Source organism: Streptomyces sp. NPDC048191, assembly GCF_040652655.1.
In the GTDB taxonomy this organism is placed as follows: domain Bacteria; phylum Actinomycetota; class Actinomycetes; order Streptomycetales; family Streptomycetaceae; genus Streptomyces.
Genome location: NZ_JBEZMO010000016.1, coordinates 184378 through 202985, shown reverse-complemented (window position 1 = coordinate 202985; position 18608 = coordinate 184378). Strand labels below are relative to the sequence as shown.

Sequence of the window (18608 nt, the reverse complement as noted above, 5' to 3'; positions counted from 1 at the left end):
GGCCGGCGGTCCTGCTGTCCGCGGGCGCCTGGGGCGCGGCCTCCCGGCCGGACGGCACCGCCCGGCTGCTGGCGGGTGCCGGCTATCTGCCGGTCGTCCTGTGCGGGCGCAACCCGCGGCTGCGGGCCCGGGTGGCGCGGGTGCCCGGGGTGCTCGCCCTGGACTGGGTGGACGACATGCCGGGGCTGCTGGCCGCCGCGTACGCCCTGGTGGACAACGCCGCCGGCCAGACCGCCGTACAGGCCCTGGCCGCCGGACTGCCCGTGATCGGCTACCGCCCGCTGCCCGGCCACGGGGTGGACGGTGTCCGCCGGATGTCCGACCTCGGCGTGTCGGAACTGGCCCCGAACGGCCCCGCGTTGCTGTCGGCCCTCGCCGGACTCACGGAGGACGGCCCGGAGCGGCCCGAACGCGTGGCCCGGGGCCGGGCCCTGTTCCGGGGCGATCCGATGGCCCACGTGGCGGGACTGTGACGCGGCGCCACCCAGGCGTGCGCTCTCCGACGCCACCCCGTGCGGCGAAACCCCGGGCGATACGGCAGCAACACCCGCAGGCCCCCTGCGCCCGGCGCGTCCCCGACGCACACCGCGGTGCTCGGACACGACGCCCCCAAGACCCGCGAGCTCCGGCCCCGTCCCGCGCGGCGAGACCAGGACGACCGGGGGCCCGCTGCGCCGAGGGCGTGGCCGGCGGTCGTGGCCGACGTGTTGACCGCCGGTCATCGGTGGGCCGGTGCAGTGGGTGTGGGGGTTGGTCCCGCCGGGCCGTGGTCGCGGAGCGGGCCGACCGCCAGGCCGGCCTCGGTGCAGCCCTGCACGAGGGCCGGCAGCGCGCCGAGGGCCGAGCGCCAGCAGCCCGGGGCCGCGACACGGTCCGAGTCGTGCAGCAGGACGGTACCCCCGCCGCGCAGATCCGCCGCGACCAGGGCCCGCACGGAAGCCGGGGTGGCGTCGGCCGTCCAGTCCTTGCCCCAGGCCGACCACAGCACCGGCCGGAGGCCGGCCCGCCGTGCCGCCAGCCAGCGTCCGGAGGTGAGGATGCCGTACGGCGGGCGGTACCACTGCGGCCGGTGGCCGGAGATGTCGTGCACCGCACGGACGGTCCGGGCGACCTCCTCGGCGTCGCGGGCCGGGGCGGGACGCCAGGGGCGGTCGTGCGTCCAGCCGTGCACGGCGAGTTCGTGCCCCCGCCGCGCGGTCTCCCGGACCAGCTCGGGATGACGTACCACGTGCTCGCCGAGCACGAAGAAGGTCGCCCGCACCCCGAGCCCCTCCAGCGCGTCCAGGAAGCACGGGGTCGAGGCCGGGTCGGGGCCGTCGTCGAAGGTCAGCGCGATGTGCCGGCGGCGGCCGGCGCCGGACAGCTGCGGAAACAGCAGCAGCCGCACGCCCGGAAGCCAGGTGGCCGCCGGTCCGATGTGTGCGGCCGCGACACCGGCCGGCAGCAGGAGGGCCGCCCTCCGCCAAGCACGGGCACGGGCACGGCCGGGCGTCGGAACCATCGCTGAACCGCCTTCCTGGTAGTGATGTCCCACGGTGACGTACTAACGGCGTACTCCGTGCGGGTGGCGTGTCCCGTGGTCCGGGTGGTCCCGCACGTGCGCGTCCCACTCCTGCCCCTCGGCCGAGGCGTGGCCGAGCCCCAGACTGCCGATTCCGATCAGCAAGATGCCGATCACCTCCGGGATCACGCGCAGCCCCAGCTGGATCACCTCGTCGAACAGCGCCCAGCCGAGGACCACGCTGGTGATCGCGTCGCCGAGGGTGAGGGCCGGCTGCGACGCCGTCAGGGAACCGGCGGCCAGCGCGCTCTGCAGCAGCAGGAAGGCGACGATCCCGACGGCGCCGGTGGCGTACAGCGACCAGTGGGCGAACATCGCGCCCGGCCCCTGATCGAGCCACCCCACGGCCTCCTTGAGCAGGGCGGCGGTGGTCGCGAAGCACATGGCCGAGGCGAGGCCGAGCAGCGCGGCCCGGGTGGCGCCCTTGGTCGGACGCGCGAGCGCCACCAGCAGCGCCACGGCACCGAGCGCCCCGCCGCCTCCCACCAGCCAGGACCCGGGCGACGCCGTGGGCCGGCCGGCGGACGGCGACGCCGCCACGAGGAAGAGGGCCAGCCCCACCGCGAGGGCGGCGAACGCCAGCCAGGTCCGGCGGTCCGGGGCCCGCCGGAAGACGAGACTGCCCACGACCAGGGTGAACAGCAGCTCGGCGGCGAGCAGGGGCTGGACGAGGGACAGGCTGCCCGTGGCCAGTGCCGCGCCCTGCAACACGCTGGAGAGCGCCAGCAGCCCGCTGCCGGCCAGCCAGTTCGGGTGCCGCAGCAGATGCGTGAGCCGGCGCAGGGCGGCCCGCGCCCCGGTGCCCTCGTCGGGTTCCTGCACGTTGGCCCGGCGCTGCAGCACCGACGCGGACGCGTTGGACAGAGCCGCGAGCAGGGCGAGCAGCACCGTGACGGCGGTCATGACGGTTCACCCGAGGCGGGCGGCGAGCCACCGGTAGAGCCCGGGAGCGACGCCCCGCACCCGGGCGGGACAGCGCAGCCAGCCGGGGACGTACACCTCGTCCTTGCCGTGCTGGACGGCGCTCCAGACGGCGTCCGCCACCCGTTCGGCCGGCACCGGCCGCGGCCACGTCCGGGTGTAGGGGGCGCCCCGCCGCTCGAAGAAGGGCGTGTCGACCGCGCCGGGGATCACATGGGTGACGCCCACCCCGGTGCGGCGCAGTTCGTAGCGCAGCGCGTCGGCGAAGGCGGCGAGGGCGGCCTTCGCGGCGGAGTACACGGCCTCACCGCGCACCCCGACGCTCCCCGCGACGGACCCGATGAGCACGATGTGTCCCGAACCGGCCGCGACCATGTGGGGCAGCAGGGCGCGTACGAGGTGCAGGGTGGCCAGCAGGTCGACGCCGACGATCTCGTCGATGCGCGCCGGTGGCATGGCGGTGAAGTCCCCGGCCCAGCCCACCCCGGCGCTCGCCACCAGCAGGTCGAGACGGCCGGTGTGGTCCAGGACGAGGTCGGTGAGCAGACGGTCGGCACCCGGCCGGGTCAGGTCGGCCGGCGCGGCCAGGGCGTCGAAGCGCGCGGCCAACTGCTCCAGGCGGGTGGCGTCGCGCCCGTTGAGCACCAGCCGCCAGCCACCCTCGTCGGCCAGCCGGCGGGCGACGGCGGCGCCGATGCCCGAGGAGGCACCCGTCACCAGGGCGGTGCCCCGGCCGGCCCGGTCGCCGGCGGACAGCGGGGCGGCGCCCGCCTCCGGGGCAGAGGTCGTGACCGGCCCGGGGCGGTTCGACGGTCCTGCGGGGGGCGGGGCGTGGGACATGATGACGACCTCACTGCGACGTGTGCACGGGCTCGCGAACTCCGGGGCCGAACCTTCGCGGTGTATCCAGGGCGCCACACACTGAAACACCGCGCACGGCGGAGCCCGGCCGGACGCCCGGTACAGGTGAACGGAGGGGGTCCGGTCGCCGTGTGGTGCGTCCGGTACGACCATGGAGCGCGGGGCCGGAAGAGGCCGGATCCGTGAGGCCGTTCCTCTGGTCCTCCGACCGTACGCCGGGGCACCTGGCCGGAGAAGGGGGGCCTCGGTCCTCGCACCGCGCGGCTGGGTCCGGACGGACTCGTCGACCGGCCACCGCGCGGCTGGCTGCGGCTGCGGGCTCGTCGACCGGCCGCCGTACGGCGGGGCCGTCGCCATCCGGATCCGGTCGAGCGGGCCTCCGGACCACGGCGGCCTGCACGAGCCGCTGCGCGGACGCGACCAGTCCTGCCGCACACCCGCCCGTAGTCCACCGGCGCGGGGGCAGCGCGGAACGCGCACAGGAGGCGGTTCGGCCGTCCCGGTACCAGCCGGACACGCGGGCCGGGCCGGGCGGCGACCGGTGCGTGCGGCGGCCCCGGCCGCCATGGGCCGGCTGCGGACATCGCCACGCACGCTCGCCTACATCGACGCGCCCCGGACGAGCTGCTCACCCACCTGGACGATCCTGGCCGGCCGATCGGCTGCGGGGCGCTGCCGGACGGGGGCGCCCTGTCCTCCTGCCGTCACCGGCGTTCAGGGACACCCTGGGGACCGCACGCGGGGGCTCCGTGTTTCCGGTGCGCCCGGACGGTCGTCCAGGCGCACCAATCCCGGAGCGGGCCCGACGCGCCGTCCGGGGCCCTGGACCCGGTCTGCGTGAGCTGACCGGCGCGGCGGGTCAGTCCAGGCCGGGCACCGGTGCGCCGGAGGGCACACCGGCGCCGAGGTAGGCGTCGTAGAAGTCCTTCCAGGGCGCGCCGGCCCCGGCGTGCGGGCCCTCGAAGCGCTCGCCGCGTGCCGTGGCGTCGAGTGCGGCGAGGCAGACCTCCCAGCCGGCGCCGTTACGGGCTGCGGTGTCGGCCTCGCCGAGGACGTTGGTGAGGGTGAAGCGTGTGCGGCGTTCCCCGACGGCCTCCAGGTCGAAGCGGAGTTCGTCGCCGCCCCACTCGAAGGACAGGTGCCGGGGCGGGTCGACGGCGAGCACGCGGCCGGTGGACTCGGGCATGTTCGGGTCGCCGCTGAAGCGGATGGTGCCGCCGGGGCGCAGCTCCATCTCGGCGCGGGAGGGGAACCACTGCGCCAGTTCGCCGGGATCGGTGACGAACCGCCAGACGCGGTCCACCGGGTGGTCGTAGGTGCGGCTGAACCGGACGGCGGGGCGGCCGTCGTCCAGGGTCAGATAGGTGCCGGTGAGGTCGACGGGCATGGTGCTTCAGTCCTTCGCTGTGGGGGGTCAGGTGTCGTCCGAGGTCTCGTCGAGACGCCGGCCCAGGGCGTCCAGTCGGCTGTTCCACAGCCTGCGGTAGGGCTCCAGCCAGGCGTCGAGGGCGGCGATAGGTGCCGGGTCCAGGGCGTAGACGCGGCGCTGCGCGTCCTGTCTGACCCGGACCAGGCCCGCCTCGCGGAGCACCTTCAGATGCTTGGAGGTGCTCGGCTGGCTCAGTCCGCAGGCTTCGACGATCTCCCCGACGGAACGGGGGCGTTCCAGCAGGAGGGCGACGATGGCCCGGCGGTGCGGGTCGGCGAGTGCGGACCAGAGGGCGGCGTCGGACACGAGCCTCAATATGCCTCACGGGTTATATGCCAGTCAAGGAATGCAAGGAAGGGAAACGTTGCCGTTTCGCTAAGCGTGTCGTACGCTCGATGTGTACGAAACAGTTTCGTTTACGAGCTGTCTGCCTACCTGCGCACCGAACGACTTGCCCTGGAGTGGTTCCCCATGTCCCAGAAGACCCTCGCCGAAAGCTCCCGAGCGGGAGCCGGTGCGATCGAGCACGGCGGGGCGGCCTCACCGAAGCGGTGGTGGATCCTCGCGGTCATCGCCATCGCCCAGCTGATGGTCGTCCTCGACGCCACGATCGTGAACATCGCCCTGCCCTCCGCGCAGACCGACCTCGGCTTCTCCGACGGCAACCGGCAGTGGATCGTGACGGCGTACGCCCTCGCCTTCGCCTCCCTGCTGCTGCTTGGTGGACGGATCGCCGACCTGTTCGGGCGCAAGCCGGCCTTCCTCGTCGGCGTCGTCGGCTTCGCCGCGGCCTCCGCGCTGGGCGGCGCCGCGAACGGCCTCACCATGCTGGTGGCCGCCCGGGCCCTGCAGGGCGCCTTCGGCGCACTCCTCGCGCCCGCCGCCCTGTCGCTGCTGAACACCACGTTCACCGACGCCAGGGAACGGGCCCGCGCCTTCAGCGTGTACGGCGCGATCGCCGGCGCCGGCGGCGCCGTGGGCCTGCTGCTCGGCGGCGTGCTGACCGACGCGCTGGACTGGCGCTGGACCCTGTACGTGAACGTGGCCATCGCGGTCGTCGCCTTCGCGGGCGGCTGGATCCTGCTCGGCAACCACCGCGACGCGGAGAACGCCAAGCTGGACGTGCCGGGCACGGTGCTCGTGGCCGCCGGTCTCTTCTCCCTGGTCTACGGCTTCTCCAACGCCGAGACCCACGACTGGGGTTCGCCGCTGACCTGGGGCTTCCTGACCGCGGGCGGTGTGCTGCTGGTGGCCTTCGCCTGGTGGCAGACCAGGGCCGCGCACCCGCTGCTGCCGCTGCGCATCCTGCTCGACCGCAACCGCGCGGCGTCCTTCCTCGCGGTGCTGATCACCGGCGCGGGCATGTTCGGCGTGTTCCTCTTCCTGACCTACTACCTCCAGCTCAACCTCGGGTTCAGCCCCACCAGGACCGGTGTGGCGTTCCTGCCGATGGTCGGCGCGCTGATGGTGACCGCGCAGGCGGGCACCACGGTCCTGGTGCCCCGTCTCGGCCCGAAGGCCGTCATCCCGCTCGGCTTCGCCATCGCCACGGCCGGCATGGCCTGGCTCACCGGCATCGGTCTCGGCTCGCACTACCTGAGCGCGGTGCTGCCCCAGCTGATCGTGATCGGCGTGGGCCTCGGCATGGTGATGCCGCCGGCCATGCAGCTGGCCACCGGCGGGGTCGCGGCCGAGGACGCGGGCGTGGCCTCCGCGACCGTCAACGCCATGCAGCAGGTGGGCGGTTCGATCGGCACGGCCCTGCTGAACACCCTCGCCGCGAGCGCCGCCACCGACTACCTCTCCGGACGGGACGCCACCAGCAAGCTGGTGCGGGCGCAGGCGACGATCGAGAGCTACACGACCGCGTTCTGGTGGTCCGCGGGCTTCTTCGCCGCGGGCACGGTGCTCGCCTTCCTGCTCTACCGGCGCGGTGTTCCGCGGCAGGACGCCGGGGCCACACAGGTCGTGCACATGTGACATCCGCACCACCGAGCCCGGGGGGCCGCCGTCGGCAGGGAGACGGCGGCCCCTCGCCCTGTCATGGTGGGAGTGTGCGCAAGGCACCGGCGGCACTCGGCAGCGCCCCGCCCCTCGTGCTCGCCCCGGGCGGCGCGGTCGTACGGCGCCCGAGACGGGCTCGGTACCCGCACCCGACACCCCGCCAGCCCGGCTGGTGGTGGGCGGCCCGGACCGGTACGTTCGCAATCCGGTCCACGTCGTGGTCGTCGCCGTTACGCACCGGGCAGGGCCTGCTGCCCGCCCGGCCGGTGCTCGTCGGCCATGCGGCCGGTGCCTGGGTACTGACCTGGGCATCCGTCCGCTGCCACGCGTAGCCGGGGCCGGTGCGCCGGTTCGGCGCGGCATACGTGCACCACCGGCGGCCGGCGCCGGCCTCGCGGCCCGGCGCCGGGCGCTTGAGACGGCGTCGGCGGGTAACTCAGCTGATCAGGGGCACGGACGCGGAAGGAGAGGCCATGTCCGGCGAGGAAGACGAGAAGGACCGCAAGGAACAGTTCGACACCGCCCTGGAGGAAGTGCTCCGGGAGGTCGAGGAGGCAGAGAAGCGCGACGAGGACAAGACCGACGACGGCGGCGAGGCCGGGGACGCCGTCACGCCGAACACCGGAGCGCAGGAGCAGGCGGAAGGGGACTGAGGGGACCGGACGGGGACCACCGCGCCTTCACGGGATGCGGTGACCGCCGCGCCTCCCCTCGGCAGAAGCGCCGTGCCCTCTCGGGGGCGGGGTACCCGGGCCTCATGGACAGTCACGAGTGCGGACCCCGGATGCCTCCGCCCCGGGGCGGCCTCTCCGCAGCAGTCACCGCGTACCTGCGCGGCTCGGGCCCCCTCCCCCAACCGGCCGAGGCCGGGGCGGCGGACCCGTACGGCGACGACGCGCACCTCGCCCTGTACCTCTGCTACGAGCTGCACTACCGGGGCTTCGCGGGCGTCGCCCCGGAGTCCGAGTGGGACCCCGACCTGCTGCGTGTCCGTGCCGCGCTGGAGCGCCGCTTCCTGTCCGCGCTGCGCGCCGACACGCCGGGCCACGACAGTCTCGACGAAGCGCTGGGCGCGCTGCTGGTGGAACCGGCCGAGGGCGACGGGGTCACCCATTTCCTGTGTGCCGAGGGCGAGTTGTGGCAGCTGCGCGAGTACGCCGCTCAGCGCTCCCTCTACCACCTGAAGGAGGCCGACCCGCACGCCTGGGTGCTGCCCCGGCTGTGGGGCCGGGCCAAGGCGGGGATGGCGGCGGTGGAGTTCGACGAGTTCGGCGGCGGCCGGGCCGAGCGGGTCCACGCGCGTCTGTTCGCCGCGCTGATGGCGGACCTCGGCCTCGACACCGCCTACGGCCGCTATGTGGACGCGGCCCACGCGGAGATGCTGGCCGTCGTCAACCTGATGTCCCTGTTCGGCCTGCACCGCGAGCTGCGCGGCGCGCTGGTGGGCCATTTCGCCGAGGTGGAGATCACTTCCTCGCCGGGCTCCCGCCGGCTCGCCGAGGCCATGCGCCGTACGCGCGCCGGGCCCGCCGCGGAGTTCTTCTACGACGAGCACGTCGAGGCCGACGCGGTCCACGAACAGGTCGTCCGCCACGAGGTGATCGGCGGGCTGCTCGCCGAGGAGCCGGAACTCGCGGCGGACGTGACCTTCGGGATCGACGCGACCGAGTACCTGGAGGACCGGCTGGCGCGGCGGCTGCTCGCCGACTGGCGCGCCGGGCGCTCCTCCCTGCGCCGCCCCCTGACAGAGGAAATGTCCCATACATCCTGAATGCCGGGGTACTCGCGTGAGGTGATCGCTATGGTGCTTCCGGGTGTGTACGCCCCGCAGGACGATACGGAGTTGCTGGCGGAGTCACTCCGCGAAGAGGCTCCGGTACCCGGTGACCGGGTCCTCGACGTCGGCACCGGCAGCGGGGCACTGGCCCTGGAGGCGGCCCGGCACGGGGCCGAGGTGACCGCGGTGGACGTGTCCCGGCCGGCGGTCTGGACGGCCCGGATGAACGCCTGGCTGACCCGGCTGCCGGTACGGATCCGGCGCGGCAACCTCTTCGCACCGGTCCGGGACCGCACGTACGACCTGATCCTCGCGAACCCGCCGTACGTCCCCGCACCCGATGCCGGCCGCGGGCCGCGCGGCCGCTCCCGGGCCTGGGACGCGGGCCGGGACGGGAGGCTGCTGCTGGACCGGATCTGCCGGGACGCGCCCGCGTTGCTGCGCCCCGGCGGTGTGCTGCTGATCGTGCACTCCGCGCTCAGCGATCCCGACCGCACCCTGCGACTGCTGCACGCCGCCCACCTGACGGCGACGGTGGTGCGGCGCCGCCGGATCCCCCTGGGCCCGGTGCTGCGCTCGCGGGAGGACTGGCTGCGCCGGCGCGGGCTGCTCGCACCGGACGCACAGGGCGAGGAGTTGGTGGTGGTCCGTGCCGAACGAACGCGCTGACCGAGCCCGTCGGATCACCGTCCAGCGGCAGGGGCCGTTGCTGGTCGAGGGGCCGGTGGAGGTGGAGTTGGAGGACGGCACCACGGTCTCCTCGGACCGTTTCCGTGTCGCCCTGTGCACCTGCCGGCGCAGTGGCCGCTATCCGTGGTGCGACACGAGTCACCGGCGCAAGGTCAAGAACACCGGTTGAAACCGGTTGTTTTTCGCCGCTCCCCGGGAGGCCCCCCACGGGCCTACCCGGGGAGCGGCTGTGTGCCCGGAGGCCGGCGGGCGGCCCCACTCCGCCCGTCGGCTCCGGTGCGAGATCGCAGGTACCCCGCTCCAGGGGCCGCACTCCCCGGTTGCGGACCTGTTCCGGCGTGTGCGGGGTTCCTTGCGATCCCGGTCTAGAAGGCGAAGACGCCGCCGCCCACGGAGTCCCGCATGCACGTGTTGCCGAAGGTGCGCTCATAGGAGACGCGCTTGCCCTGCCAGACCCCCTGGACGGTGACGACGACCGGGTCGTACAGCTTGTTGCACCACACGTCGCCGGGCTTCAGGGCGTTGAAGTCGCCGCCCGTGCCGCGCAGTTCGGCGCAGGCCTGGGCCGCGGCCGGGTGGGTGCCGGAAGCCGAGGGGGCGCAGTTGAGGGTGACGGCGCGCTCCGGGGTCGCCGTGGCCGCGTCGCTGCCGTGGCCGGTGGTCAGCACCAGCGCCGAGGGGGCGTAGAGCGACGACGGGGCGGCGCCCGGTGCAGCGACGGCGGCCCCGGTCAGGGGTCCGCAAACGGCAGCGGCCGTGAGGCCGAGAGCCGCTGCCCAGCGCGCGGTGTTCCGCATTGTGTGCATCCTTCCGCTCGGTTAGACGGGTGCCCGCTCCGGCCCGGTCGGCGCCGGAGCGGCGAGCGCCACTCTGCCGAGTCCGCGGCGGAAACACACATCGAACCCATGGGTTTCAGTAACCTTGCGTATTGAAGCAGTGGCGTGAAGTCACGGAAATCGAACACGACAACCGCCCAACTGAGCGGTTCTTGATCTCGGAAAGCGGTCACATGGCCGAAAATCACTGCCTCGTTAATAGGCCTGAAACATTCCGGCTCCGCTCCGAGTGAACCCTTTCACGACCCCTTCACGACTCCTTGCGTTCATGAAGGCAGGCGCGTAAGCCTGATTACATGATTACAACTGAGCAGACGGAGAAGCTGCGCGGCTGGTTCGCCGGCCGGCTGCCCGACGATCTCTTCGAGGAACTGGTCGAGGTGACCGCCGACCGCGAGGAGATCACCGTGATCGGCCGCATCCCCGAGCCCCGGCTCGCCGGGGGAGCCCCGGACGCCGAGCGGGCGGCCGCCCTGCGCGCCCGGATCCAGGAGTTCCGGGAGCGGACCCGGGAGAACCGGATGGAGGTCGCCCGCGAGGCCGAGCACCTGTTCCGCCGCAAGGTCTCCTGGGGCGCGGTGTGCGGCCCGGAGCGCGCGCTGTTCACCCATGTGGCCGCGCCGGTGATGACCCGGCTGCGCCAGCCGGAGCGTCAGGTCCTGGACACCCTCATCGCGGGGGGTGTGGCCCGCAGCCGCAGTGACGCCCTCGCCTGGTGCGTGCGTCTGGTCCAGCGCCACACCGAGGACTGGCTGACCGAACTGCGCGAGTCACTGGAACACGTCCAGCGGGTACGGGCGCAGGGGCCCGACGCGGAGGAGGTGGCCGATTCCTCCACCGACGACGGCGAAGATGGATGATTCATCCTCTGGCAGGGGCCTCCACCGGGACCTTACGGTCGGCACACCGCTCCGGACGACCCCTGCCGGCGCCGCAACACCCCTGCGGCCCCACGGTCGTCCGCCACCCCGCGCGACCAAGCGCTCCATCGCCGCGACCTCGCCGGAGCCCTCCGTGACCCCTCAGTCCCCCGACTCCCCCACCGCGCCGCCGCCCTCCCTCACCGAGGTCGAGCCCTACGGCGTCGAGCGCATCCCCGACGCGGACCGCACCGCGACCCCGCTGGACCTCTTCCGGGTCGCCTTCGGCGGTGCCAACACCTTCTCCACGTGTGTGCTCGGCGCGTTCCCGATCCTGTTCGGGCTCTCCTTCCGGCAAGGGCTCGCGGCCACCGTCCTCGGTGTCGTCGCGGGCGCGCTGATCCTTTGTCCGATGGCCGTGTTCGGCCCGGTCAACGGCACCAACAACGCGGTCTCGTCCTCCGCCCACCTCGGCGTGCACGGCCGCGTGGTCGGCTCGTTCCTGTCGCTGCTGACGGCCGTCGCCTTCTTCTCCATCTCGGTGTGGAGTTCGGGCGACGCCCTGGTCGGCGGCGCGCACCGGCTGTTCGGCCTGGAGCGCAGCACACCGTCGTACGTGGTGGCGTACGCCCTCTTCGCCGGGCTGGTCCTCGCGGTGTGCGTCTACGGCTTCCGGTTCATGCTGTTCGTCAACAAGATCGCGGTGGCCTCGGCGACCGTGCTGTTCCTGCTCGGCGCGATCGCCTTCGCCGGTGACTTCGACCCGTCGTACGCCGGTGTCTTCACGCCCTCGGCGAACGCGGCGACGCAGTCGATGTTCTGGCCGTCGTTCATCGGCGCGGCCCTGATCGTGCTGTCCAACCCGGTGTCGTTCGGCGCGTTCCTCGGCGACTGGTCGCGCTACATCCCGGCGAACACCCCGCGCCGCAAGGTGGTCGGCGCCGCGTTCCTCTCCCAGATCGCGACCCTGCTGCCGTTCGTCTTCGGCCTGGCGACCGCGAGCATCATCGCGACCAAGGCGCCGAAGTACGTCGACCCGGCCGCGCCGGACTTCGTGGGCGGGCTGCTGGCGATCTCGCCGAGCTGGTTCTTCCTGCCGGTGTGTCTGCTCGCCCTGATCGGCGGCATGTCGACGGGCACCACCTCGCTGTACGGCACCGGCCTGGACTTCTCCTCGGTGTTCCCGAAGCTGTCGCGGGTGCAGGCGACGTTCCTGGTCGGCGTGTTGTCCATCGCATTCATCTTCGTCGGCCGCTTCGGCCTCGACCTGGTGCAGTCGATCTCCACCTTCGCCACGATGATCATCACCTGCACCACGCCGTGGATGGTCGTGATGATGCTCGGCTTCTACACCCGGCGCGGCTGGTACGACCCCGACGCCCTGCAGGTCTTCAACCGCCGCCAGCGGGGCGGCCGTTACTGGTTCGCGCACGGCTGGAACTGGCGTGGGATGACGGCCTGGTGGGTCTCGGCGGTGATCGGCGTGCTGTTCACCAACATCCCGGGTCAGTTCGTCGGCCCCCTGGGGAACCTGGCCAACGGCGTCGACATCAGCCTGCCGCTCTCGCTCGCGGTGGCCGCGATCCTCTTCCTGGCGCTGCTGCGGCTGTTCCCCGAGCCCCGGGCGGCCTACGGGCCCGAGGGCGCGCGTCTGGCGCGTACCGTCGAGGCGCCGGTGCCGCCGATCACCGGTCCCGGAGCTCCGGCGGGCGACACGCCGGCCGCGCTCACGGCCGAGGCGGGCCGATGAGCGGCTGGCTCGACCTGTCGGTGCCCGTGGTCACCGGGATGCCCGTGTACCCCGGTGACCCGGAGGTCACGGTCGGGCCGGCCCTGAGCGCGCAGGCGGACGGCGTCAACGTCCTGGCGCTGCACCTGGGTTCGCAGTCCGGCACCCATGTGGACGCGCCGTACCACGTCGACGACGCCTGGCCCCGGCTGGACGAGCTGCCCCTGGACCGGTTCGCCGGACCCGCGGTCGTGGCCGACGTCCGGGGACTGGCGCCCCGCTCGCCGATCGCCCCGGCTCAGCTGGCCCCCGCGCTGGACGCCCTCGCGGCGGCGCCCGGCGCGTTGCTGCTGCTGGTCACCGGGTGGTCGGCGCACTGGGGCACCGACGCCTACCTCGACCATCCCTGGCTGACTCCCGAGGCCGCGGCGGGCGTGCTGGAGGCCGGTGGCCGCACCGTGGCGGTGGACGCGCTCAGCGTGGACCCGACGCCCCGGCCCGGCGATCCTCACGCGGACCTCGGTCTGCCTGCCCACCGGGTGCTGTGCGGTGCGGGCGGGGTGATCGCCGAGAACCTCTCCGGCCTCGACCGGCTGGTGGACGCGGAGGCGATCGAGGTGTTCCTCTTCCCGCTCCGGCTCCCCGGAGCGGACGGTGCTCCGGTACGGGCGGTCGCCCGGGTCGGATGACGGCCGCGCGGGCCGCCCCGCGACGGCGGACCCGCGCCTGCCGGGCACCTGCGGACCGGTGGCCGGAATGGACAACTCCGCACTTTTGACGGGGAGTTGGCACGACGATCCGGTACGTTGACGGCCATGACCGAATTCGTGTTGGTGGCGGGCGCCTGGCTGGGCGCGTGGGCGTGGGACGAGGTGGCGGCCGACCTGCGCGCCGCCGGCCACGAGGTGCACGCCCTCACCCTGTCCGGGCTGGCCGAGAAGAAGGCGGTGCCCGCGGGACAGCAGACCCACGTCCAGGACATCGTCGACGAGGTCGAGCGGCGGGAGCTGCGGGACGTCGTCCTCGTGGGGCACAGCTACTCGGGCGTGCCGGTCGGGCAGGCGGCCGAGCGGATCGGTGACCGGTTGCGCCGCGTGGTGTTCGTCGACTCCAACGTGCCGGAGGACGGGGTGTCCTTCCTCGACGGCTTCCCCAGCGACCACATCCGTGCCTCGCTCTCCGAGCACGACGGGGTCTGGCCGCTCCTCCCGCCGGCGGCCTACGCCGGCCAGGACCTCACGGACGAGCAGATCGCCCGTCTCATCGACGAGGGCACCCCGCACCCGGCCGCCACGCTCACCGAACCGGCCGTGCTCAAAAGGCCGTTGGCCGAACTGCCGGCGACGTACGTCAAGTGCCTCCTGGACGGACCCGAACCTCTGCCCGCGGTGACCGAGGCGTTGCGGGGCGGGCGCTGGGAGCTGGTGGGACTGAACACCGGCCACTGGCCGATGTTCTCCACCCCCCGGGAGCTGGCCCGTCTCCTCAAGGAGGCGGCCGCCCGCCCCTGAAGCCACCGCCCGCGGCCCCGGGGCCTGGCCCTAGGTGCGCCGTTGCGGTTCCACCGCCGGGCGGGCGGCCGGTCCGCCGGTACCGGCGATGGACAGGGAGCCGGGGCTCGCCGAGGTCGCGTCGGTCACCCAGCGCTGCCCGGCCGAGTGGTCGCGGACCTTGACGACGAGGTCGGCATCCGGGTCGGTGCCGGAGGTCGCGAGGGCGAGGGTCCGGTCCCAGCGGGGCAGCAACTCGCCCTGCACCGTGAGGTCGTAACGCACGTCGTCGCCCCGCTTCGAGCCGGCGTCGGCGCAGGTGCCGAGGATCACCACTCCGGCGTCGGCGTGCGAGTCCAGGCACAGTCCCGAGTCGGCCGCGCTGTGCAGGCGCCCGTCGGTGTCGTACGTCCACTGCTGGGTGGGCGACGCGGAGCAGACCGCGAGGACCGCGCCCGCGCCGGCCTTCGGTGTGCCCTTGGTGTCCAGGCACAGGTCGGCCGCGGCGTTGCGCAGCCGGGTGGGACGCCCGGCCGCGGGCAGGGCCGCGGCGCCGGGGCCGGAGGCCGACGGGGGCGGCGACTGGCCGGCGGCGGTACCGGGGACGGCGTTCGTGGAGGCCACCGGGTCGGTGCCGGCACCGCTGTCCGGCCACAGGCTGATCGCGAGGACGGTCGCCAGCAGTCCGGCCGAGGCCACGCCGACGCCGGTGAGCAGCGTCCGGGAACTCCAGGCCGTGCCGGGGACACGGGCGAGCGGTCCGGGCTCGCCGCCGCGCCGCCGGCCGCGGGACCCCGGGGTCCGGGCCCGGGGCTCGCCGTCGCCGCGCCGCCGGGTGCCGGCCAGGGTGGCACGGGCGAGCAGGCCGGGTCCGTCGCCGCCGCGCCGGCGCCCGCCGGAGCGACGGGAGCCACCGCGGGTCCGGGCGGCACCCGGGCGGCGGCCGGGCCGCGAGTCGAGGTAGCGGCGGGCGCCCCAGCCGAGCACGGCCTCGGCCAGCAGCACGCCGGGCGCCGCGTCGGCGTGGCCCAGCTGCTCGGCGGCGTGCCGGCAGTAGGTGCAGGCGGAAAGGTGCTCCTGGACGTCGGGCAGCAGAGCGCCGCCCCGGCGGATCGGAACGTCCAACAGGCGGTTGTAGTAGCGGCATTCCTTGCCGGGCGCGAGTTCCCGGTGAGCGCGCACCAGGCCCTCCCGGAATTTCTCACGCGCCTGCTCCAGCGCGACCGCCGCGCTCTCGACGTCCACACCGAGCAGTCCCGCGGGCACGGTTATCGGCTCGGCCTCCACCTCCATGTGCCACAGCAGCGCCTGCTCCAGTCGGGGAAGGGCGTGAAATGAGCGGTCGGAGAGGGCCCGGTTTTCCGGTATCAGGGTCTTCGCGGCGCGCATACCGCGACCGCCGGCCGGTTTGCCGAGTCCGGGCAGTACGGCGGTGATCCGGTCGGTGCCGGACCAGTTGACGACCGTGTCCCGGACCGCCACGAGCAGCCGGGGACGCAGCGCCTCGCCGGGTTCGCCGAGCGCGAGCCGTCCCAGGACCTGGTGGAAGGCGGTGGCGGTGACCATGTGGGCGAGCGGCCCGGACAGGGCGAGGCAGACGACCGCGTAGTCCTGGGCGGGCTGCCAGTGCCGGGCCATCAGCAGGGCCGCGGACCGGGAGGCCTCCGCGTCGGAGCCGGCCCGCAGCGGGCCGGCGAGGGACTCGTCGGACTCCCCCGTATCGCCGCCGGGCGGCGGAAAGGGAGGACGAGGAGGGTGGGGGGTGGGCACTGAGCGGATTCCTTTGGTGCGTCTTGCGTAGATGCGTACCTCTGCGGCGCGCGGGGAGGGAAATTCGCCGGCGCTCGGCCGTCGAAGGTTCCGCAAACCGCCGGAAGAACCCCGGATTTTACCCCCCGCACGGGCGTTTCAACCCTTGCACAACTTCCACACGAGCAACAAGGCACCCGCACAACATCCGGTCTTTTGAAGCAAAGTCAGAAAGCGGCCGCCGTCCGCCCTCTCCTGCGGACGGGCTTTCCGCATTCCGTGCGCCCCGTGTGAAGCACGCGCACACACCGGCGGGCACGCGCACGCTTCCGGGGTGTGCGGGCCGGTAGTGGACTGGGTCCGGCCTCTCCGGAAAGGTCCCGCCCACCCTGCCCCGGCCGGCGGCCCCGGCGGCTTCCCCCGCCGGCCGGGGCGGGGCGGCTCCTTCGAGGCCCGGTCGGACTCGAGGCCCGGTCAGATCTGCCAGGACCGCAGCCGGTCGGCCGCGCCGTACACGTCGGTCTTGCCGGAGATCAGATCGCGGGCGAGGTCGACGAGGGCACCGTAGGGCGGGTCGATGCCGACGTCGCTGACGAACATGTAGGCCACGGCGGTCGCGCAGGCGAAGCGGGCGTTGGCCGCGGGCAGCGGCTTGAGCACGGCGAGGGTGTGCAGCAGCGCGGCGGCCCGCCAGGCGGGGTCGGAGTCCACGCCGAGCCGGGGCGGGTCCACCCGGTGCCGGGCGACGGCGGCGACCAGCGCGGAGAAGTCGTCGACCGCGGGCTGGTCGGGCAGGACCTCCTCGTGGCGCTGGAGCAGCCAGGGGACGTCGATGTGGATCACGGAGGGCATGCGTCAGGCGGCCTCGTCCTTCGCGGGGGACTCGTCGTCGGGGAAGGCCGCCGCGAACTCCTCGGCGTGCGCGGCGAAGAACTCGCGGAAGGCCTCGGCGCCCTCCTGCAGCGCCCGGTGCCGGGCGATGTCGGCGGCGGCGGCCTCACGCACGAGGGCCTTCATCGACGTACCGCGTTCCTTGGCGATCTGCCGGAGGTCCTCTAGTTCCCGTTCGCTGAACTCCACGTTGAGAGCTGGCATACCCCTCACGGTACCGCGAGGGTACTTACCCGTAAATATCACCAGGTCAAGCACCTTCGTTCACGGTACCTGCGGGGACCCAGAGCCATGTCCGATTCCCGCCGGTCACCGGGCGCGCGGCGCAGCAGACTCGGCAGCACGCAAGGACAGGCCGACGGAACATGAAGGAGCACACCGATGAGCGCACGCGCCGTCCACACCGTCCACCCCAGCCCGCTGGGCGACCTGCTGCTGACCGGCTCGGTCACGCCGGCCGGACTCACGCTCGCCTCGCTCAGCATGCCCGGGCAGCGCGGTGCGCCCGCCGTCCGCGACGAGGACCGCGACGACGGGCCGTTCGCCGAGGCACACCGGCAGCTCGACGCCTACTTCGCGGGCCGCCTGACCCGTTTCGACCTGCCGCTCGCCGTGACCGGTACGCCGTCGCAGCGGGCGGTGTGGCAGGCCCTCCAGGACATCCCCCACGGCACGACGACCACGTACGGCGGGCTGGCCGCCCGGCTGGGCCTGGCGCGTCCCGCACTGCGTGCCGTCGGCCGGGCGCTCGGCGCCAACCCCCTGCTGCTCGTCCGCCCCTGCCACCGGGTGATCGGCGCGGACGGCTCGATGCGCGGGTACGCGGGCGGAGTCGGGTGCAAGCTGTGGCTGCTCACGCACGAAGGCGCGCTGCAGCCGGCCCTGGTGTGAAGGAGCACGGCATGACGTTCACCCCCGCCGAGGGCCGCCGCCGCGCGGCCCGCACGGACTGGACCGCGCTCGCGGCCGAGCTGGACGAGCAGGGCAGCGCATCCACCGGCCCGCTGCTCTCCCCCGCCGAGTGCGCCGAACTGGCCGGGCTGTACGACCAGCCGGAGCTGTTCCGGACCACCGTCGACCTGGCCCGGCACCGGTTCGGCTCCGGCGAGTACCGCTACTTCACCCATGACCTGCCCGCTCCGGTGGCCGCGCTGCGCGACGCGCTCTACCCGCGCCTGCTGCCGGTGGCCCGGGACTGGGCGGCCCGTCTGGGCCGCCCGGCGCCCTGGCCCGACTCGCTGGAGGCGTGGCTGGCGCGCTGTCACGCGGCCGGCCAGGACCGCTCGGCGCAGATCCTGCTCAGTTACGGGCCGGGCGACTGGAACGCCCTGCATCGGGACGTGTTCGGCGAGCTGGTCTTCCCGTTGCAGGTGGTGATCGCGCTGGACGTGTACGGCACCGACTACACCGGCGGTGAGTTCCTCATGGTGGAGCAGCGCCCGCGTGCCCAGTCCCGGGGCTCGGCGAGCGTCCTGCGCCAGGGACGCGGACTGGTGTTCACCACTCGCGACCGACCCGTGCGCACCCGCCGTGGCTGGTCGGCCGGGGCGATGCGGCACGGGGTGAGCACCGTGCGGTCGGGGCGGCGGCGGACCCTGGGGCTGGTGTTCCACGACGCGGCGTGACCGCAACTCGGGGTCATCGCCCAGGGCCGGCCGTGCCCACGGTGCCGCGCCGGGGCGCGCGGTCACTCGGGGCGTCATGCCGACGGCAGCAGGCCCTCGCCGCCGTCGAAGACGACGCCCTGGAAGGACGCCGCGCGGTACGTCTCCCGGCAGCCGGGGGCGCGATGCGGTCGAACGAGGCCGGG

Annotated in this window: 20 protein-coding genes and 1 pseudogene; 12 read left to right on the top strand and 9 right to left on the bottom strand. The window is 73.9% G+C overall.

Features of this window, described 5'->3' with window-relative positions; all coding sequences use genetic code 11:
• A pseudogene (locus tag AB0D93_RS25640) lies at positions 1 to 473 on the top strand (galactosyldiacylglycerol synthase); the annotation flags it as partial.
• Positions 474 to 718: 245 nt separating this feature from the next.
• Here AB0D93_RS25640 and AB0D93_RS25635 read toward each other — a convergent pair.
• The 5 genes from AB0D93_RS25635 to AB0D93_RS25615 all read right to left on the bottom strand — a co-directional run bounded on the left by AB0D93_RS25635 (position 719) and on the right by AB0D93_RS25615 (position 5078).
• Positions 719 to 1501, bottom strand: a complete 783-nt coding sequence (locus tag AB0D93_RS25635; protein WP_362123370.1) for a polysaccharide deacetylase family protein — start codon at positions 1499 to 1501, stop codon at positions 719 to 721.
• Between the two features lie 42 nt (positions 1502 to 1543).
• Positions 1544 to 2464 (bottom strand): DMT family transporter, encoded by a 921-nt coding sequence (locus tag AB0D93_RS25630; protein WP_362123367.1) that lies wholly within the window; start codon positions 2462 to 2464, stop codon positions 1544 to 1546.
• A 6-nt stretch (positions 2465 to 2470) separates the two neighbouring features.
• Positions 2471 to 3322 (bottom strand): SDR family NAD(P)-dependent oxidoreductase, encoded by an 852-nt coding sequence (locus AB0D93_RS25625; protein WP_362123364.1) that lies wholly within the window; start codon positions 3320 to 3322, stop codon positions 2471 to 2473.
• Positions 3323 to 4202: 880 nt separating this feature from the next.
• Positions 4203 to 4730, bottom strand: coding sequence for an SRPBCC family protein (locus AB0D93_RS25620; protein WP_362123361.1), 528 nt, complete (start codon positions 4728 to 4730; stop codon positions 4203 to 4205).
• Positions 4731 to 4757: 27 nt separating this feature from the next.
• Complete coding sequence (locus AB0D93_RS25615; protein WP_362123358.1) at positions 4758 to 5078, bottom strand: metalloregulator ArsR/SmtB family transcription factor; 321 nt, start codon at positions 5076 to 5078, stop codon at positions 4758 to 4760.
• Between the two features lie 165 nt (positions 5079 to 5243).
• Here AB0D93_RS25615 and AB0D93_RS25610 point away from each other — a divergent pair, with 165 nt between their 5' ends.
• The 5 genes from AB0D93_RS25610 to AB0D93_RS25590 all read left to right on the top strand — a co-directional run bounded on the left by AB0D93_RS25610 (position 5244) and on the right by AB0D93_RS25590 (position 9412).
• Positions 5244 to 6752 (top strand): MFS transporter, encoded by a 1509-nt coding sequence (locus tag AB0D93_RS25610; protein ID WP_362123355.1) that lies wholly within the window; start codon positions 5244 to 5246, stop codon positions 6750 to 6752.
• A 497-nt stretch (positions 6753 to 7249) separates the two neighbouring features.
• Positions 7250 to 7429 carry a hypothetical protein gene (locus tag AB0D93_RS25605; protein WP_362123352.1) on the top strand — a complete coding sequence of 60 codons (180 nt, stop codon included), beginning with the start codon at positions 7250 to 7252 and terminating at the stop codon, positions 7427 to 7429.
• 104 nt (positions 7430 to 7533) lie between these two features.
• Positions 7534 to 8547 carry an iron-containing redox enzyme family protein gene (locus AB0D93_RS25600; protein WP_362123349.1) on the top strand — a complete coding sequence of 338 codons (1014 nt, stop codon included), beginning with the start codon at positions 7534 to 7536 and terminating at the stop codon, positions 8545 to 8547.
• Between the two features lie 30 nt (positions 8548 to 8577).
• Positions 8578 to 9222 (top strand): HemK2/MTQ2 family protein methyltransferase, encoded by a 645-nt coding sequence (locus AB0D93_RS25595; protein ID WP_362123346.1) that lies wholly within the window; start codon positions 8578 to 8580, stop codon positions 9220 to 9222.
• Entirely contained in the window at positions 9203 to 9412 is a 210-nt protein-coding gene (locus tag AB0D93_RS25590) for a CDGSH iron-sulfur domain-containing protein (RefSeq protein WP_362123343.1), read from the top strand. The genes AB0D93_RS25595 and AB0D93_RS25590 overlap by 20 nt, the downstream gene beginning before the upstream one ends.
• Before the next feature lie 196 nt (positions 9413 to 9608).
• On the opposite strand, the gene AB0D93_RS25585 is transcribed toward AB0D93_RS25590, so the two are convergent.
• Complete coding sequence (locus tag AB0D93_RS25585) at positions 9609 to 10040, bottom strand: subtilase-type protease inhibitor (protein ID WP_362123341.1); 432 nt, start codon at positions 10038 to 10040, stop codon at positions 9609 to 9611.
• A 335-nt stretch (positions 10041 to 10375) separates the two neighbouring features.
• Here AB0D93_RS25585 and AB0D93_RS25580 point away from each other — a divergent pair, with 335 nt between their 5' ends.
• The 4 genes from AB0D93_RS25580 (at position 10376) to AB0D93_RS25565 (ending at position 14179) form a co-directional block, all read left to right on the top strand.
• Positions 10376 to 10939 (top strand): hypothetical protein, encoded by a 564-nt coding sequence (locus AB0D93_RS25580; protein ID WP_362123338.1) that lies wholly within the window; start codon positions 10376 to 10378, stop codon positions 10937 to 10939.
• Between the two features lie 154 nt (positions 10940 to 11093).
• Positions 11094 to 12689, top strand: coding sequence for a cytosine permease (locus AB0D93_RS25575; RefSeq protein WP_362123335.1), 1596 nt, complete (start codon positions 11094 to 11096; stop codon positions 12687 to 12689).
• Positions 12686 to 13357 carry a cyclase family protein gene (locus AB0D93_RS25570; RefSeq protein WP_362123332.1) on the top strand — a complete coding sequence of 224 codons (672 nt, stop codon included), beginning with the start codon at positions 12686 to 12688 and terminating at the stop codon, positions 13355 to 13357. Before AB0D93_RS25575 ends, AB0D93_RS25570 begins: the two co-directional genes overlap by 4 nt.
• A gap of 126 nt (positions 13358 to 13483) precedes the next feature.
• Positions 13484 to 14179 (top strand): alpha/beta fold hydrolase, encoded by a 696-nt coding sequence (locus AB0D93_RS25565; protein ID WP_362123330.1) that lies wholly within the window; start codon positions 13484 to 13486, stop codon positions 14177 to 14179.
• Between the two features lie 30 nt (positions 14180 to 14209).
• Here AB0D93_RS25565 and AB0D93_RS25560 read toward each other — a convergent pair whose 3' ends face one another.
• The 3 genes from AB0D93_RS25560 to AB0D93_RS25550 form a co-directional block, all read right to left on the bottom strand.
• Positions 14210 to 15928 carry an RICIN domain-containing protein gene (locus tag AB0D93_RS25560; RefSeq protein WP_362123327.1) on the bottom strand — a complete coding sequence of 573 codons (1719 nt, stop codon included), beginning with the start codon at positions 15926 to 15928 and terminating at the stop codon, positions 14210 to 14212.
• 453 nt (positions 15929 to 16381) lie between these two features.
• Positions 16382 to 16759: a toxin Doc gene (locus tag AB0D93_RS25555; RefSeq protein WP_362123324.1), complete on the bottom strand. Its 378-nt coding sequence runs from the start codon at positions 16757 to 16759 to the stop codon at positions 16382 to 16384.
• A gap of 3 nt (positions 16760 to 16762) precedes the next feature.
• Positions 16763 to 17002: a hypothetical protein gene (locus tag AB0D93_RS25550; RefSeq protein ID WP_362123321.1), complete on the bottom strand. Its 240-nt coding sequence runs from the start codon at positions 17000 to 17002 to the stop codon at positions 16763 to 16765.
• A 177-nt stretch (positions 17003 to 17179) separates the two neighbouring features.
• On the opposite strand from AB0D93_RS25550, the gene AB0D93_RS25545 reads away from it, so the two are divergent.
• Both AB0D93_RS25545 and AB0D93_RS25540 read left to right on the top strand, forming a co-directional pair.
• Entirely contained in the window at positions 17180 to 17689 is a 510-nt protein-coding gene (locus AB0D93_RS25545; RefSeq protein WP_362123318.1) for a methylated-DNA--[protein]-cysteine S-methyltransferase, read from the top strand.
• Between the two features lie 11 nt (positions 17690 to 17700).
• Entirely contained in the window at positions 17701 to 18423 is a 723-nt protein-coding gene (locus tag AB0D93_RS25540; RefSeq protein ID WP_362123315.1) for a 2OG-Fe(II) oxygenase, read from the top strand.
• The last annotated feature ends 185 nt before the right edge of the window (positions 18424 to 18608 follow it).